We start from the raw sequence: 15,384 nt of genomic DNA on the forward strand, positions 1-15,384 counted from the left end.
GCCGAGCGCGAAGCCGGGTAAAGAAAGTAAAAAGCGCAGGAACCTCTGGCGCCCCTCCCGACGTTCATAGGGGTACAGGTAGCTTCGTCCCCGGCACGAAGCCCGTAAGGCACGTAAGCAACGAGGGAAGGACTCCCAACCATGGCTGTAAGCCTGTCCAAGGGTGGCAACGTCTCGCTCACCAAGGAGGCTCCGGGCCTGACCGCCGTCACCGTGGGCCTCGGCTGGGACGTCCGCAGCACCACCGGCACGGACTTCGACCTCGACGCCTCCGCGATCGCGGTCAACACGCAGGGCAAGGTCTACTCGGACGCCCACTTCATCTTCTTCAACAACAAGCAGACCCCGGACCAGACGATCGTCCACACCGGTGACAACCGCACGGGCGAGGGCGCGGGCGACGACGAGGCGATCAACGTCAACCTGGCGGGCCTCCCCGCCGACATCGACAAGATCGTCTTCCCGGTCTCCATCTACGACGCGGAGAACCGCTCGCAGAACTTCGGCCAGGTCCGCAACGCCTACATCCGCATCGTCAACCAGGCCGGCGGCTCCGAGATCGCCCGCTACGACCTCTCCGAGGACGCCGCCACCGAGACGGCGATGGTCTTCGGCGAGCTGTACCGCAACGGCGCCGAGTGGAAGTTCCGCGCGGTCGGCCAGGGCTACGCCTCGGGTCTCGTCGGCATCGCCCAGGACTTCGGCGTCAACGTCTGAGTTCCGGGTCCACCGCACCACCGAAGGCCCCGACCACCGAAGGCCCCGCCGCGACGCCGGACGTCGCGGCGGGGCCTTCGGCCGTCACACCCGCCAGTCGGCTCAGTACCGGATGTGCGGCGGGCCGGGCAGCAGCCGCCGGTTCCGGGTCCGGTACCAGGGCCCCGCGCCGAACTCGACGCAGAAGTGCCCGGCGTGCGGATACCGGTGCGGGAACGACGGGGCCTCGTCGACGAGACCGCGCAGCGTACTGCCGTACTCGCGGAACGCGGTGGGACTGCCCACGACGAACAGCGTGTGCGCCGCGACGGCGAAGGCGAAATGGTCACGGTACGACCGGTACAGGCGCCGTGGATGACGGCTCGTGCCCGGGTCCGGGAAGTCATGGTCGGCAGTGGCCGCCGTCTGGAGCCGGCCGGCGTCGAGCCTGGCCCGCACCTCCTTCCACGAGGCCGTCGGGAACCGCAGGCTGTGGTGGACCAGGACCAGGTCCAGCGAGACGGGTTCGCCGTCACCGGCCATGACACCCTCGGGAGCGGGCTCGGCGCGGATCGGCAGATGGACCAGCGACCGGGCGGACCGGGCGGCGAGCGCCCACAGCGCGACGAGCTGCTCCGCGCCGGCCCGGTCCACGTACATCGACAGCCAGTGATGGTCGTCCCGCAACGCCAGCCGGGCCGGGGACGGGACCGGCCGGATCACCCGGAACTCATCACCGCCCAGCCGCGCCCTGTGCACACGCACCCGCTGCTCCACACGCCCCCGACTCCCATACGTCCGCAGGAACTGTAGACCTGCTCGTCAGAGCCGTATGTCAAAGCCTGATGTCAGGACCGGATGTCAGGATCGGGTGTCAGGACCGGATGTCAGACCCGGTCGATAGCGTGCGGGCATGCTGCAGCTCGAACCACTCCGTACGGCCGAGGACGGCACCCTTCCCGGTCCCCTCCTCGCCGAACTCACCGCCCTGTACGCCTCCAACCGCGACTTCTACGCCCTGAGCGGTGACTTCCCGGACGCGAACGACATCCGTCCCGAACAGGTGGCCGCGGCCCTGTCGGTGGAGCTGGCCGACCCGCACGTGGAGATCCTGCTCGCGAGGGAAGGGGAGAGTGGGGGTGGGGGTGGGGAGGGTGGTCGCGGCGGGCGGCGGCTCGTCGGGGTCGCCATCACCCTCTCTCGGCATCCCGATCCGGCCGACCCCGACCCGTGGATCGGGCTGCTGATCGTCGACGCCGGGGAGCAACGACGGGGGTACGGGCGGCGGTTGGCCGCCCTGGTCGAGGAGCGGTTCCGGCGGGCCGGGCGGGCCGCCGTACGGCTGGCGGCGCTCGACAACAACCCACGCGCCCTGGCGTTCTGGACCTCCCTCGGCTACGAGGTGGTCGAACGCCGCCGGGACCGCCAACTGGGGCGCCCCTGCGCGGTGGTGCGCAAGACGCTGCGCAGGTCCCGCCGTGCCGCGCGGATCGCCGTGGTCGATCCGGAGGGCGCCGTCTTCCTGTTCCGGTATGTCGACGACGAGCTGGGCCCCCACTGGGCGCTGCCCGGCGGCGGTCTGGAGGGGGGCGAGACACCGCGCGAGGGCGCGCTGCGGGAGCTGCGCGAGGAGACGGGCTGGACGGACATCGAGCCGGGCGCCTTCCTCTGCTCCTGGGAGCACGACTTCACCCGGGCCGACATCCTCGTCCGCCAGTACGACCACATCTATGCGGCCCGGGGCCCCCGCCGTGAACCGGTCGGCGGCCTCCTCACCGCCGCCCGCGCCGCGGAGGGCATCCTGACCTGGCGCTGGTGGACCCCCGCGGACCTCGCCGACCCGACGGCCGAGCCCGTGTGGCCACCGGAACTGCCGCGCCTGCTGGCGGATTTCGTGGCGGCCGACGGCGACGAGAACCCTCCGCGGTCACGGGCCGACCGTACGACGGACTGACCGTACAACGGACCGACCGTACGACGGACCGACCGCACGGCGGACCGACCGCACGGCGGACCGACCGCACGGCGGACCGACCGTACGACGGACCGACCGTACGACTCGCCGGACGTACGGGCCGGACGTACGGGCCGGACTCACGGGCCGGACTCACGGGCCGCCCTCACCGGAACCGGGCCAGCCTGGCGACCGCTTCCCTGAGCCGTTCCTCCGGGGCCAGCAGGCTCACCCGTACGTATCCCTCGCCGTGCCCCCCGAACCAACGGCCCGGCGACACCGCCACCTTGGCCCGGTCGAGCAGCGCGTCGGCGAAGGCGACGGAGGGCTCGCCGCCGGGGGTCGGCAGCCAGGCGAAGACGGACCGGGGGACGTCGAGGTCCCAGCCCACGTCCCGTACGCCGGACACGAAGACGTCCCGACGGCGTTCGTAGATCTTCGAGAGTTCGTGGACGCAGTCCTGGGGGCCGGTCAGGGCCGTGATCGCCGCGCGCTGGATGAAGGGCGGCAGGGAGACGAAGTAGTGCTCCTGGAGGAGGTCGATCGCGGCGACGACCTCGCGGTTGCCGACGACGGCGCCGACCCGCCAGCCGGCCATGTTGAACATCTTCGACAGCGAGATGAACTCGACGCCCACCTCCTTCGCCCCGTCCGCCCGCAGGAACGACACCGGGGCCTCGCCGTCGAAGCTCAGCGCCCCGTAGGCGAAGTCGGACGCCACCAGCACCCCGTGCCGGTCCGCGAACCGGACTGTGTCGGCGTAGAACTCCGGCGGGGCCGTCACCGAGGCGGGGTTGTTCGGGTAGTTGAGGAACATCAGCCGGGCCCGCTCGCGCGTCGCCCGGTCGAGGGCCGTGTAGTCGGGCAGGAAGGCGTTCTCGCGGCGGAGCGGCAGGGGGTGCGTGCGCGCCCCGGCGAGGGCGACGCCCGCCCAGTAGTCCGGGAAGGCGGGGTCCGGCATCAGACACACGTCGCCCGGGTCCAGGAAGCACTGGCTCAGCTCGACCAGTCCGGCCTTGGCGCCGAACAGGATCGCGACCTCGGTCTCCGGGTCCAGCTCGACCCGGTGGTGGGTGGCGTACCACCCGGCGATGGCGGCCTTGAGCGCGAGGAGGCCCGAGAAGGAGCCGTAGCGGTGGGTGGCGGGGTCGAGGACCTCCGTGCGCAGCGACTCCACGATGTGCGGTGGGGTGGGCAGATCGGGGTTCCCCTGGCAGAGGTTGACGACGTCCTCGCCCGACCGCACGAGCCCGTCGATCCTGGCCGCGGTCGTCGCGAACGAGTTCCTGGGGAGGTCCCGGAGCCGCCGGGCGGACTCGATCCTCACGGGCGATCCTCACGGTCGGCCGCTTCCACGCGACGGTCCTCGGTGAGGAGTTCGGCACGGTGGTCCTCGGTGAGAGGTCCGGCGCGGTGGTCCTCGGCGGGGGTCCCGGCGTCGCGTCCCCGCGCCCACTGGCTCAGGCCGCAGGCGGCGAGTGTGATGCCCGCGCAGACGAAGCCGACGGCGGAGAAGCCGTACTCGGTGAACAGCGGGCCGAGGAGCGCGGCACCCAGGGCCACCGCGAGGTTGGTCGCGAGGGTGTAGAAGGCGAGGATCGTGCCGCGGTGGCCGGGCGAGCACTCGCTGAGCAGGGTGCTCAGCAGCGTGACGACCAGACTCTGCATCGCGCCCCACAGGAAGAGGCAGAGCACGAGCAGGGGAGTGAGGTGGTCGACCAGCGGAATCACCGCGAGCGCCGGGACCAGCCCGGCGAGCAGACCGACGAGCACCCGTTCCTTGCCCAGGTCGTCGGCCCACTTGCCGGTGACGAAGCTCGTCGCGAAGCCGAGGCCGTACAGCAGGATCATCAGGGACGTCGAGGAGCTCTCGTCGCCGAAGCGGTACTGCAACGCGCTGCCGAGGTATGTGTACATGCCGTAGAAGCCGAGCATGTTGAGGAACGTCGCCAGGACGTACACCAGCACCTTCGGCGCGCGGAACGCCTGGACGACCGAGCGGCTCCAGCCGCCGTCGCCCTGCCGCGCCGGTGTTCCCACGGAGTCGTCCGGTGCCGGCGCGGCCCCGTCCTGCGTTCCCGACGGGCCGCCGGGGGCGGGCCGGGCTCGGCCACCGGCCCGGAAGAGCACGCCGATCACGAGGACGCCCAGCACGGTGAGCAGCCCGAAGGTCCACCGCCAGCCGACCCGCTGCCCGACGAAGTCCCCCATCGGCACACCCAGGACGAGCGAGAGTGACCAGCTCGACACGACGATGCCCATGGCCCTGGCCCGGTGGCGGTACGGGATCTGGTCGCCGACGAAGGCGTACGCGGTCGGTACGAAGGCGCCCGTCGCCAGACCGGCCAGCGCCCGCCCCGCGAAGAACATCCCCAGGGAGCCGGCGGACGCGCACAGCAGGGTGCCCGCGACGAACACCGTCATCCCGGTCACCAGACCGACCCGCCGCGACATCCGGTCGCCGAGTGGGGCGAAGATCAGCGCGCCGATCGCCGTACAGACGCCGTAGACGCTGACCGACAGCCCCATCACGGCGACCGAGGTGTCGAACGACTCCGACATGTCCGGGAGCAGCGGGGACACCACCAGCTCCTCCGAGCCGACGGCGAAGATCCCCGCCATGAGTGCGAGGACCGTCAGCAGGGGGAACCCCGCCGCGCGCTGCCCGCCGTCCAAGCGTTCCGCCACTCCAGCCAACCTCTCTTGCTTTCTTGCTTTCTTGCGTGCTTGCTTTGTTGCCCGCTTGCTTTTCTTGCGTGCTTGCTTTTCTTGCGTGCTGCTCTTTCTTGCCCGCTTGTGTGCCCGGGGGCCCGCTCAGATGGCCGTGTAGCCGCCGTCGACGGTGAGCGCGGCGCCGGTGATGAAGGACGACTTGTCGGAGGCGAGGAAGAGGATCGCGTGCGCGACGTCCTCGGGTGTGCCCAGGCGGCCGAGCGGATTCAGCTTCGCCTTCGCCTCCTTGACGGCGGCGTCATGGCCGATGGAGGCGTCCGTCATGGGGGTGTCGATGATGCTGGGGCAGACGCAGTTGGCCCGGATGCCGTGCTTCGCGTACTCGACGGCGAGGGACTTCGTCAGCATCAGCACGCCGCCCTTGGTGGTGTTGTAGGCGGCGATGCCGGGCCAGGCCACCAGCCCGCTGACGGAGCAGACGTTCACGATCGCCCCGCTCCGCGCCGCCATCATCGGGCGCAGCGCGTGCTTGGAGCACAGGAACATGCTCTTCAGGTTGGTGTCGAAGAGCCGGTCCCACTCGGGCACCGACATCTCGTGGATCGGGGTGGATATCTCGATGCCGACGTTGTTGACCAGGACGTCCACCCGGCCGGTCCGCTCCGCGGCGACGGCGACGAGGTGCTCGCAGTCCGCCTCGGCGGTCAGATCGGCCCGGACGAAGACCGCCCGGTGCCCGTCGCTGTTCAGCTTGGCGACGACCTCGGGGCCGTTCGTCCCGTCGACGTCCGCCACGACGACCGTCGCGCCCTGCCGGGCGAACTCGATCGCCGTCCGCCTCCCGATCCCCGACGCGGCCCCGGTGACCACGACGACTTTGTCCTCGAACAATCTCGGTCCCTCCTCACACGCTCTTCAGTTGGCCGCCGTCGGCCGAGATCTGCTGGCCGGTGATGTAGGACGCCTCGTCGGAGGCCAGGAATCCGATGAGGGCGGCGACCTCGTCGGCCTGCCCCGGCCGGTTCATGGGGATGGCCCGTACGAGGCGGTCCTCCACCTCGGGCCGTGGGACACCGCCGTCCCGGCTCAGGTGGTGGACGGCCTGGTCGTAGCGCGGGGTCCGGATGGTTCCGGGGTGTACGCAGTTCACCGTGACGTTGTGCCCGGCGTACTGACCCGCCAGATACTTACTGGCGTTGGACATGGCCGCGTTGACCAGACCGGAGAGAAACATGCCCGGCAGGGGCTCTCTTCCGATGTTTCCGACGACATTGATGATCCGGCCGAATTCGTTCCTCGTCATCATCGGCGCGACGGATCTGATGAGATCCAGATACGGCACCAGTTTCTGATGCATCGCGGCACACACGTCGTCGTTCACCCGCACCCCGTCGAACGGGCCCGGCGCCGGACCGGGCCCGTTGTTGACCAGTACATCGACCCGGCCGAACCGGCGTGCCACCTTTTCGACCAGTTCGGCACGGAATTCCGGTGAGGTGATGTCACCCGGCACGACATAGGCGTTTTGTTCGTCGCCGGATTCCTTCGCGACCTTCTCCAGCGCGTCCCGGCCCCGGGCACTCAGGACCGTCGTGTACGCCCCGGACAGCAGTCGCAGCGCGGTCGCCCGCCCGATTCCGCTGCCGGCACCCAGCACAATCGCTACGCGTGGCACCGCGCTCCTCTGCCGGTCGTCTACTTGGGGACCCGGTGGTACCGGGGCGGAATGAAGATGTTGAGGGAGCGCGCCACGCTCTCGTGCGGATTCGCGGCACCGTGCCCCTCCTGGCTCTCGCAGAAGTAGGTGGCGCCGAAGACGAGTTCGTGGGTCGTCTCCTCGACCGTCATGTCGTAGCGCCCTTCCAGACAGATCCCGATCTGTTCGTGCGAGTGCTTGTGGTACGGCATCTCACCACCGCCCGGAATGTCGGCGACCATCAGCTCGATCCAGCTCTCCAGAAAGAACGTGACGTCCATTCCGACGAATTTGCGCGATTCGATCGGGCCGAGGAAGTACTCGCTCGGCGCGGTGTACTTCTCGCCCGGCTTGTAGCGCTTGACGTCCAGCGCGACGGTCTCCTCCGAGGTCGGGTTCACCGCCGAGTGCTCGACATGGGAAGGAGCGATGTACACGTCCTTCTCGGCGCGCATCAGCCGGGTCACCCCGCCGACCGTCATGGCGAGTTCGCCCCGGACGACCATCCCCACCTGCGCCTCCTTGTGGGAGTGGGGCGCCACGACGGCACCGGGCGGCAGGTACGACACCAGCACCTCCGTGTCACCGCGCCGGTAGGACTCCATCCGGATCCCGTTGTCGTGGAACACCACGGCGGAGTCCGGGAAATAGGGGCGCTCATACACGTGCGTGGTCATCGCGGTCCTTCCTTTTCGAGTCGTTTCGAGAAGACGGTCCACGTCATGGGTATCGGTGAGAACCGGTAGACGAACTTCAGATTGTGCTGTCGGGCCGCCTGTTCATTGGTGATGGCGATGTTGTAGAGACCATCGGCCACCTGGCCGGCCGCCTGGCTCGTGGATGTCGTCGTGACCAGCTTCACGGGCCGGTCGAAGTAGTACTCCAGCAGCGGAATGGGCGCCGGATGGGTCACCACCGTGTCGGTGAACAGCAGTTCCTCGTGAAAGGCGAAATCGGACCGCGCGGCGAGACCGTATTCCGGCGTGCTCCCACGGAAGACGATCGAGGGTTCCAGCAGCGGATTCATATAGAAGGCGTTGATGTTGGCGTAGGCGTGCGGCACCAGGGCGAGATCGATACGACCTTCGGTGAGCGCGCCCATGCAGTGCTCGAAGGTCTCCTCCAGCACAATGCCGAAGCGTCCCTGGTCACCGAATAATCGCGTCATCAGCCGGGCCACGTACTCACTACTGGTCCCCTCGGGTCCCAGCGTGCCGAGCTTCACGGAACGTCGCGACCCGTCCCCCACCAGCGCGATCAGCGCACGTTTCTCATCACCGGAGATCCGAAGCGTCTCCATACTTCCTACCTCACCTTTCCCCCAGAGACAGCACAGGCGAGCACGCGCAAGCCTCACGAAGGATTGTTTCCACCAGATTCCATGCACGGAACAACAAGTAATCCGGCGATCAGGCCATCGATTTTCGGCCTGCCGCCACACATCGCAAGTGAAGTAATTCCGCCACGAATAAGCGAGTTCCCCGAGGACGGGAAAGTCCCGGTTGTCACCGCCGTCCCGCCTGACCTCGGCGGACCAGGCGCGCGAAAAACCCGGAGGAAGTCCGCGGCGGCGGGATCAGGCCAGCGGAGGCTTTCCGTCCCCGTACAGCCAGTCGTCCCAGACCGGTGTCAGATCCGCCCCCGGAGCCGCCTTCTCCGCGAACTCCTCCACGTACGCCGTGAAGTCGGCCGTGTCCGCGTTGCCGTGGCGGTGCGCGGTCGCCCAGCCCCGGATCAACGCGAAGAAGGCGTCGTCGCCGACTGCCTGCCTGATCCTGTGCAGGACCATGGCACCGCGTTCGTACACCGGACTGTCGGAGATCCGGGCGGCACTCGGCGGCCTCGCCGGCGGAAAGTCCCAGACGGCCTCGTTCGAGGCGGCGTCCTCGAAATAGTCGCCCTCGTACAGCGCGTCGAAGATCTCCTGGGCGCTGTCACCGCCGTGGTCCTCCTCCCACAGCCACTCGGCGTACGTCGCGAACCCCTCGTTGAGCCACATGTCCCGCCAGCTCTCCGGGGTGACGGAGTCGCCGTACCACTGGTGCGCCAGTTCATGGACGAGGAGCAGGAGGTCGGGGGCGCCGGGGAAGACGGGCCGGTTCTGGGTCTCCAGCGCGTACGCGACATCCTCCGGCCTGTCGACGATCGCCCCCGTGGAGGAGAAGGGATACGGCCCGAAGTTCCCCTCCGCCCACGCGATCACCTCGGGAATCCGCCGAAGCACGGCCCGGCTGCGCTCGACCTGGGAGGGATCGACAGCGACGTACACGGGAAGCCGCCCCGCACCCCTTCCGACGCCACCCCCTTCCTCTCCGTCCCCCGCTGTCGAGCGCTGGATCTCGTACCTGCCGATGGCGAGGGTGGCCACATGGCTCGCCATCGGTTCGGGGGTGTGCCAGGAGTAGGTCGTACGGCCGTCCTCGGTGGCCTCGCTCCTCAACTCCCCGTTGGATACGGCCCGCAGGCCCTCGGGGACGGTGACGGTGAGGTCGTAGGCGGCCTTGTCGGAGGGGTGGTGGTTGCCGGGGAACCAGGTCATCGAGCCCGCCGGTTCACCGAGCGCGAGGGCGCCGTCGGCGGTGGGCAGCCAGCCCTCCCGGGAGCCGTCCGGGTCGGTGAGCGTCTCCGGGGTGCCGGAGTAGCGCACGGTCGTACGGAACGTCTCCCCTTCGGCGAGCGCACCGTTCCCGGGGGTGACGGTCAGCTCCTGCCCCGCGCGTTTCCACCGCGCGGCCGTACCCTCGACGGCGACCGACGTCACGTCCATGCCCTTGAGGTCGAGGTTGAAGGAGCCGAGGTCCCGGGTCGCCCGTGCGGTGACGACGGCGGTGGCGCGCAGCCGGGCCTTCGCCTCGGGGTCGTATCGGAGGGTGAGGGCGTAGTGGGTGACGTCGTATCCGCCGTTGCCGAGCCCGGGGAAGTACGGGTCCCGGAGACCGGCGGAGCCTCGGGCCGCCGCGGCCTCACCGCCGCCCTCGGTGCACGAGGTGAGCGTGAGTGCCAGCGTGAGGGTGAGCAGGGCGACCGGAACAACCGGGAGGACCGGAACGACCGGGACGACCGGGACGACCGGTGCGGATCGGGACACGTCGGCGATCCTATGAGGACATGACACCATCGCCTACGTGCTCGACATCGGCTACGCCCTCTCCAACCGCTTCCCCGACCCACCGCAGACGGACTATCGGCGGGCCGACGTGTACGCGCTGCGGCACGACCTGTTCTGCGGGGATGTGTATCTCGCCGACACCAAGGCGGACCGGGAGTTGTCCACAGCCTGGGGATGGGTGCCGGTGCTGGACTTCGCGTGGGCGCTGTGCGACATCGTGGAACGGATCGACCAGGACCCGGCGGGGTCCCGGGCGTCCCGGCCCCAGTACGCGGAGCTGGACTTCACCGAGTCCACGGACCGCATGCTCTTCGAGCGCCGCTTCGGGTGGGTGGATGTCGAGGCGGACTGGATGCGGGCGGAGGAGCCACCGCTGACCTTTCCGCACGCCGAACTCCGGCGCGAGGCGCGGGACTTCCTGCACGACGTCATCGCCGATCTGTGCGATCTGCATGACGCGCTCGCGGAGAACCCGGCGATCTGGACGCTGCAGGCGCGGTTCCCGAGGGTGCCGTAGGAACTGAGGGGCGCGTCGTTCGTCTGCGGGCGCGTGGGGCTTCTCGCGCAGTTCCCCGCGCCCCTAAAAGATCAGGCCCCTGCGGGCCTGAAAAAAGACCACGGCCCCTGCGGGCCTGAAAGCGCCACGGGGCGCAGCCCCTGCTTTTCAGGGGCGCGGGGAACTGCGCGAGAAGCCCCACCGGAGCCGCACCCGCCAACGCACCCGAACTCCCGAGCTATTAGGCACCCGGCACACCGCACACCGAACCGCTCACCCCTCCACCCGAATCCCCATCTCCCCCGCCAACACCGGCGCCAGATCCATCAACTGCGCCGTACTGATCACCGCCCCCGACAACCGCTCCACCCCCCGAGCGATCTCCACCACCGCGGCCCCCCGCAGATCCACATCCACCAAGGTCACCCCACTCAGATCGGCCCCCTTCACCGCACACCCCACGAACTCGACCCGCTCCAGCCGCGCACCCCCGAAATCCGGCTCGACCAGCACACAGTCCTCGAAGACGACGTCCTTGAGCCGGGCCTCCCGCAGGTTGAGGTAGTCGATCTTCCCCCCACGCACGAGCACCCGCTCCCACACGCTCCCGTGCGCCTGCACCCCACCGAGCCGCGCCTCCACCAGCTCCACATCACGCAGGGTCGCCTCGGCCAGATCAGTGCCGACGCCGCGTATCCCGGTGAGGACGGAATCGAGCAGCCGGGCCCGGTGCAGCCGCGTCTCGTCCAGCGCGCACCCCGTCAGCGCGCAGTCCATGAACCGCGCGCCCCCGCCGTCCTGCCCGACGAAGTCCTCCTCCCGGAACTCCAGCCCGTCGTAGTCCCCGTCGGGCTCCAACTCCCCGCCCGCGTACGCCTCCAGCGCCGGCAACCGCACCTCCGGCCGCCGCGCCGCCTTCACCACCGACCTGGTCCGCACCATGCCCCCCATCCTGCACCCACCCACTGACAATCCCCCCGACCTGCGCGAACGCGCCCCGAGCCCCCACCCCGGCCCCCATGTCACATTCCGGCGCCCCCGGCCCGTCGTACCCAGGACAGCCGCAAGGACGGCCCGGCACCGACCGAGGGAGCCCCAGCCATGCACCGCGCTCCAGCCCCGCACCGAGCCCCAGCCGCACACCGCGCCTCCGGCCCCGCCCCCACCCCCCTCACCGTCGTCGGCGGCGGTTTCGCCGGGCTCACCGCGGCGATCACCGCCGCCGAGGCGGGCGCGCGGGTCACCGTGTACGAGGCGCACCACACCCTCGGCGGCCGGGCCAGGACCGCGGAGGGCCCGTACCGGACGAACGAGGGCCCGCACGCCCTGTACAGCGGCGGCCCGCACTGGACCTGGCTCGCCCAACGGGATCTGATCGGACCGCTCGCCCCCCTCCCGCCCCTGGAGGCCGCCCGGCTGCGCCTGCACCACAGGGGCGTCCTGCGCCGCACCCCGCCGTTCGCGATGCTCAAGCTCCTCCGCCCGCGCCGGGGCCATGGCCGTACGGGCCGACAGGCGCCCGTGGACGTCGACTTCCTCACCTGGGCGACCGAACAGGCGGGCGAGGAGGCCGCGCGGACCGCCGCCAACTACGCGGCGGTGGCGCTGTTCCACCACGACCCGGGCTCCCTGTCCGCCGCGTTCGTGCAGGAACGGCTGCGCCGGGCCACGAAGTTGCCCCCGGAGGCGCACTACCCGCGCGGCGGCTGGGCGAGCGTCGTCGACCGGATGGCGGCCCGCGCCTGGAACCTCGGGGTCCGTATGGAGACCCTCAGCCGAGTCGACAGCCTCGACTCCCTCACCGGCACCACCACCAGCACCACTATCGGCACCACCACCGGCACCACTATCGGCAAGGGATCAGGCACGGGTCCGATCATCGTCGCCACCTCGCTCGACGCCGCCCGCCGTCTGCTCGGGGACGACTCGCTGACCTGGCCGAGCGGCCGTACCGCGCTTCTCGATCTCGCGCTGCGCACCCGCCGCGGCGACCCGTTCGCGATCTCCGACCTGGACGCGCCCGGCTGGATCGAACGGTTCACCGCGCAGGACCGCACGCTGGCCCCGGCGGGCGAGCAGCTGCTCCAGGGGCAGTTCCCGATCGGTCCTCGGGAGTCCCGGGCGGACGGTGTCGCCCGCGCCGAACACCTGCTCGACCTGGGCTTCCCCGGCTGGCGGGACCGGATCACCTGGCGGCGCGAGGCGACCTCGAACGGCCGTACGGGCGCGGTCGATCTGCCCGGCACCAGCTGGCGCGACCGCCCGGCCGTGGACCGGGGCGACGGCGTGTACCTCGTGGGCGACCAGGTCGCGGCGCCCGGTGTGCTCTCGGAGGTGTCCTTCAACAGCGCCCTCGCGGCCGTCTCGCTGGCCCTGGGAAGGAGGTCGAGGAACACGCTTGACCTCAAGCATGCTTGAGGTCGGAGGCTGGGGCCCACCGAGCGAAACCAGGTGCTCACGCGACACCGCTCGGGTTCGCCGAACGCCCAAGGGGGCCCCACATGCACGCCATCCGTCTGCACACCTTCGGTCCGGCCGAGAACCTGACGTACGAGAAGGTCGCGGACCCCGAACCCGGTCCGGGCCAGGTGCGTATCGCCGTCGCCGCGGCGGGCGTGCACCTGCTGGACGCGGCGCTCCGCGAGGGCCTTCCGGGGCCGGGGCCGACACCGCGACTGCCCACGATCCCCGGCCGCGAGGTCGCCGGAGTCGTCGAGGCGCTCGGGGAGGGCGCTCCAGAGCCCTGGCTCGGCAGGCGGGTCACCGCCCACCTCGGCTTCGTACCCGGCGGTTACGCCGAACTGGCCGTCACCGAGGTCGAACGCCTGCACGAAATCCCGGAGAACCTCGACTTCGCCGAGGCGGTCGCGATGATCGGCACGGGCCGTACGGCGATGGGGATCCTGCTCTTCGCCGAACCCGGCCCCGACGACGTGGTCGTGGTCCCGGCGGCGGCCGGCGGCATCGGCACGCTCCTCGTGCGGTACGCCAAGAACGCGGGCGCCACGGTCGTCGGCCTCGCCGGCGGCCCCGGGAAGACGGCCCGGGTGGCGGCGAACGGCGCCGACCTCGCCGTCGACTACACCGACCCGGCCTGGCCGGAGAAGGTCGCCACGTACCGGGGGAAAGCCACGATCGTCTTCGACGGCGTCGGCGGGGCGGTGGCACGGGAGTCCGACGCCCTCCTCCTCGCGACCGCCATCGCCGCGACGACGATCACGGCCAAGGCGCCACAGCACGCCGCCACTTGACCCCGAGGAGGGAAGCGGACGGTCGCGGCGGTGAGGCCCTCCTCGCTACCGCCCCGCGACCCGATCGGCCACGCGCGCCAACCGCGACGACTCCCCGCTCCGCGAAGCCGCCTCGCGCCGATCGGCCGTGCGATACGTCGCGTACATCCCCTGCACGCCCACCCAACGGAACGGCTCCGGCTCCCACTTGCGCACCCGGTGGTTCACCCACGGCAGCGCGGTCAGCTCGGTGGCCCCGCCCTGCCCGGAGTCCCGCCGGACCAGATCGCGGAGCGTACGGCCGGCGAGGTTGGTGGTGGCCACACCGGAGCCGACGTAACCACCGGCCCAGCCCAGCCCCGTCGCCCGGTCGAGGGTGACCGTGGCACACCAGTCGCGGGGCACCCCGAGCACGCCCGACCAGGCATGCTCGACCCTCACCCCCGTCAGCGAGGGAAAGAACCGCACCAGAATCTCGTACAACGCCTCGATCGTCGCCGGCTGCGTACGCCCGTCGTTGTCGGTCCGCGACCCGAACCGGTACGGCACCCCGCGCCCGCCGAGCGCGATCCGGTCGTCGGCGGTGCGCTGGGCGTACATATAGGCGTGCGCCATGTCGCCGAGCGTCTCGCGCCCCTCCCAGCCGATGGTCGCCCACTGCTCGGCGGTCAGCGGCTCGGTGGCGATCATCGAGGAGTTCATCGGCAGCCAGGTCCGCTTCTGCCCCTTGAGGTTCGCCGTGAAGCCCTCGGTGCAGCGCAGCACATAGCGCGCCCGGACCGTGCCGTACGGCGTGACGGCGTGCCCCGGCCGGATCGCGGTGACGGGCGTCAGCTCGTGGACGGTCACCCCCAGCGCCTCGACCACGGCCGCCAGCCCGGTCACCAGCTTCACCGGATTCAGCCGCGCCCCGTGCGGGGTCCAGGTCGACCCCACGGCGTCCGCGACCCTGATCCGCTCGGCGGTCTCCCGGGCCCCGTACAGCTCACGGTCGTCCTCCCCATAGGCCGCCTCATGCTCATGAAAGGCCTTCAGCCGTCCCAACTGCGCCGGGGTGTAGGCGACTTCGAGCACCCCACCCCGATGGATGTCGGCCTCGAAGCCCTCCTCCCCCACCACCCGCACGACCTCGTCGACGGTCTCGTTCATGGCCCGCTGCAACCGCACGGCGGCCTCCCGCCCGTGCAGCCGCGCGTACCGGTCCCGTCCGGCGATCCCGTTGTAGAGCCAGCCGCCGTTGCGCCCCGAGGCCCCGTACCCGCAGAACTTCCGCTCCAGGACGACGACCCGCAGCCCGGGGTCGGCCTTCTTGAGGTAGTAGGCGGTCCACAACCCGGTGTACCCGCCCCCCACGATCACCACATCGGCGGACGCGTCCCCCGCCAACGGCTCCCTGGGAACCGGGATGCCGGCCTGCGCGTACCAGAAGGAGATCCCGCCGTTGACGGCGCCGGCGATCGCGTCCGAGATGCTCGTCGAGCTGCTCATGGCCGGACGCTAACCCCTGTCCGGGCCCCCTGTCTCCTACGG

At 70.5% G+C, this 15,384-nt stretch carries 14 protein-coding genes and 1 pseudogene; 5 read left to right on the top strand and 10 right to left on the bottom strand.

Annotated features, from left to right (window positions below; all coding sequences use genetic code 11):
- Positions 1-141 precede the first annotated feature (141 nt).
- Entirely contained in the window at positions 142-717 is a 576-nt protein-coding gene (locus F9278_RS21460; protein ID WP_152169801.1) for a TerD family protein, read from the top strand.
- 102 nt (positions 718-819) lie between these two features.
- Here F9278_RS21460 and F9278_RS21465 read toward each other — a convergent pair whose 3' ends face one another.
- Positions 820-1,461 carry a hypothetical protein gene (locus tag F9278_RS21465; RefSeq protein WP_226966841.1) on the bottom strand — a complete coding sequence of 214 codons (642 nt, stop codon included), beginning with the start codon at positions 1,459-1,461 and terminating at the stop codon, positions 820-822.
- Between the two features lie 151 nt (positions 1,462-1,612).
- Between F9278_RS21465 and F9278_RS21470 the strand changes: the two genes are divergently transcribed.
- On the top strand, positions 1,613-2,650 hold the full coding sequence (locus F9278_RS21470) for a bifunctional GNAT family N-acetyltransferase/NUDIX hydrolase (protein ID WP_152174009.1): 1,038 nt from the start codon (positions 1,613-1,615) through the stop codon (positions 2,648-2,650).
- A 166-nt stretch (positions 2,651-2,816) separates the two neighbouring features.
- Here the strand turns inward: F9278_RS21470 and F9278_RS21475 are convergent, their stop codons facing one another.
- The 7 genes from F9278_RS21475 to F9278_RS21505 all read right to left on the bottom strand — a co-directional run bounded on the left by F9278_RS21475 (position 2,817) and on the right by F9278_RS21505 (position 10,137).
- Positions 2,817-3,977 (bottom strand): aminotransferase class I/II-fold pyridoxal phosphate-dependent enzyme, encoded by a 1,161-nt coding sequence (locus F9278_RS21475; RefSeq protein ID WP_152169803.1) that lies wholly within the window; start codon positions 3,975-3,977, stop codon positions 2,817-2,819.
- Positions 3,974-5,338 (bottom strand): MFS transporter, encoded by a 1,365-nt coding sequence (locus F9278_RS21480; protein WP_226966842.1) that lies wholly within the window; start codon positions 5,336-5,338, stop codon positions 3,974-3,976. Before F9278_RS21480 ends, F9278_RS21475 begins: the two co-directional genes overlap by 4 nt.
- A 126-nt stretch (positions 5,339-5,464) precedes the next feature.
- Complete coding sequence (locus tag F9278_RS21485) at positions 5,465-6,214, bottom strand: SDR family NAD(P)-dependent oxidoreductase (RefSeq protein ID WP_152169804.1); 750 nt, start codon at positions 6,212-6,214, stop codon at positions 5,465-5,467.
- 13 nt (positions 6,215-6,227) lie between these two features.
- Positions 6,228-6,998: an SDR family oxidoreductase gene (locus F9278_RS21490; protein ID WP_193241570.1), complete on the bottom strand. Its 771-nt coding sequence runs from the start codon at positions 6,996-6,998 to the stop codon at positions 6,228-6,230.
- 20 nt (positions 6,999-7,018) lie between these two features.
- Positions 7,019-7,696: a cupin domain-containing protein gene (locus tag F9278_RS21495; RefSeq protein WP_152169806.1), complete on the bottom strand. Its 678-nt coding sequence runs from the start codon at positions 7,694-7,696 to the stop codon at positions 7,019-7,021.
- The gene (locus F9278_RS21500; RefSeq protein ID WP_152169807.1) at positions 7,693-8,319 is read right to left on the bottom strand and encodes a type 2 periplasmic-binding domain-containing protein; all 627 of its coding nucleotides are present in this window, start codon (positions 8,317-8,319) and stop codon (positions 7,693-7,695) included. Before F9278_RS21500 ends, F9278_RS21495 begins: the two co-directional genes overlap by 4 nt.
- A gap of 276 nt (positions 8,320-8,595) precedes the next feature.
- Positions 8,596-10,137, bottom strand: a complete 1,542-nt coding sequence (locus tag F9278_RS21505) for a M1 family metallopeptidase (protein ID WP_152169808.1) — start codon at positions 10,135-10,137, stop codon at positions 8,596-8,598.
- 7 nt (positions 10,138-10,144) lie between these two features.
- Between F9278_RS21505 and F9278_RS21510 the strand changes: the two genes are divergently transcribed.
- Positions 10,145-10,645 carry a hypothetical protein gene (locus F9278_RS21510; RefSeq protein ID WP_152169809.1) on the top strand — a complete coding sequence of 167 codons (501 nt, stop codon included), beginning with the start codon at positions 10,145-10,147 and terminating at the stop codon, positions 10,643-10,645.
- Between the two features lie 252 nt (positions 10,646-10,897).
- Here F9278_RS21510 and F9278_RS21515 read toward each other — a convergent pair whose 3' ends face one another.
- Positions 10,898-11,566, bottom strand: a complete 669-nt coding sequence (locus F9278_RS21515) for a pentapeptide repeat-containing protein (protein ID WP_226966843.1) — start codon at positions 11,564-11,566, stop codon at positions 10,898-10,900.
- A 159-nt stretch (positions 11,567-11,725) separates the two neighbouring features.
- Between F9278_RS21515 and F9278_RS21520 the strand changes: the two genes are divergently transcribed.
- Complete coding sequence (locus F9278_RS21520; protein WP_152169810.1) at positions 11,726-13,042, top strand: FAD-dependent oxidoreductase; 1,317 nt, start codon at positions 11,726-11,728, stop codon at positions 13,040-13,042.
- Between the two features lie 83 nt (positions 13,043-13,125).
- Positions 13,126-13,812: pseudogene (locus F9278_RS21525) on the top strand (alcohol dehydrogenase catalytic domain-containing protein); the annotation flags it as partial.
- Between the two features lie 108 nt (positions 13,813-13,920).
- Here the strand turns inward: F9278_RS21525 and F9278_RS21530 are convergent.
- Positions 13,921-15,342: an NAD(P)/FAD-dependent oxidoreductase gene (locus F9278_RS21530; RefSeq protein ID WP_152169811.1), complete on the bottom strand. Its 1,422-nt coding sequence runs from the start codon at positions 15,340-15,342 to the stop codon at positions 13,921-13,923.
- Between the last annotated feature and the right edge of the window lie 42 nt (positions 15,343-15,384).

It is taken from the genome of Streptomyces phaeolivaceus, from assembly GCF_009184865.1.
Classification (GTDB): domain Bacteria; phylum Actinomycetota; class Actinomycetes; order Streptomycetales; family Streptomycetaceae; genus Streptomyces; species Streptomyces phaeolivaceus.

Excerpts from the sequence above, each read along its gene's own strand:
- F9278_RS21460 (WP_152169801.1), top strand. The coding sequence starts at position 142 with ATGGCTGTAAGCCTGTCCAAGGGTGGCAACGTCTCGCTCACCAAGGAG.
- F9278_RS21495 (WP_152169806.1), bottom strand. The coding sequence starts at position 7,696 with ATGACCACGCACGTGTATGAGCGCCCCTATTTCCCGGACTCCGCCGTG.
- F9278_RS21500 (WP_152169807.1), bottom strand. The coding sequence starts at position 8,319 with ATGGAGACGCTTCGGATCTCCGGTGATGAGAAACGTGCGCTGATCGCG.
- F9278_RS21505 (WP_152169808.1), bottom strand. The coding sequence starts at position 10,137 with ATGGTGTCATGTCCTCATAGGATCGCCGACGTGTCCCGATCCGCACCG.
- F9278_RS21515 (WP_226966843.1), bottom strand. The coding sequence starts at position 11,566 with ATGGTGCGGACCAGGTCGGTGGTGAAGGCGGCGCGGCGGCCGGAGGTG.
- F9278_RS21520 (WP_152169810.1), top strand. The coding sequence starts at position 11,726 with ATGCACCGCGCTCCAGCCCCGCACCGAGCCCCAGCCGCACACCGCGCC.
- F9278_RS21530 (WP_152169811.1), bottom strand. The coding sequence starts at position 15,342 with ATGAGCAGCTCGACGAGCATCTCGGACGCGATCGCCGGCGCCGTCAAC.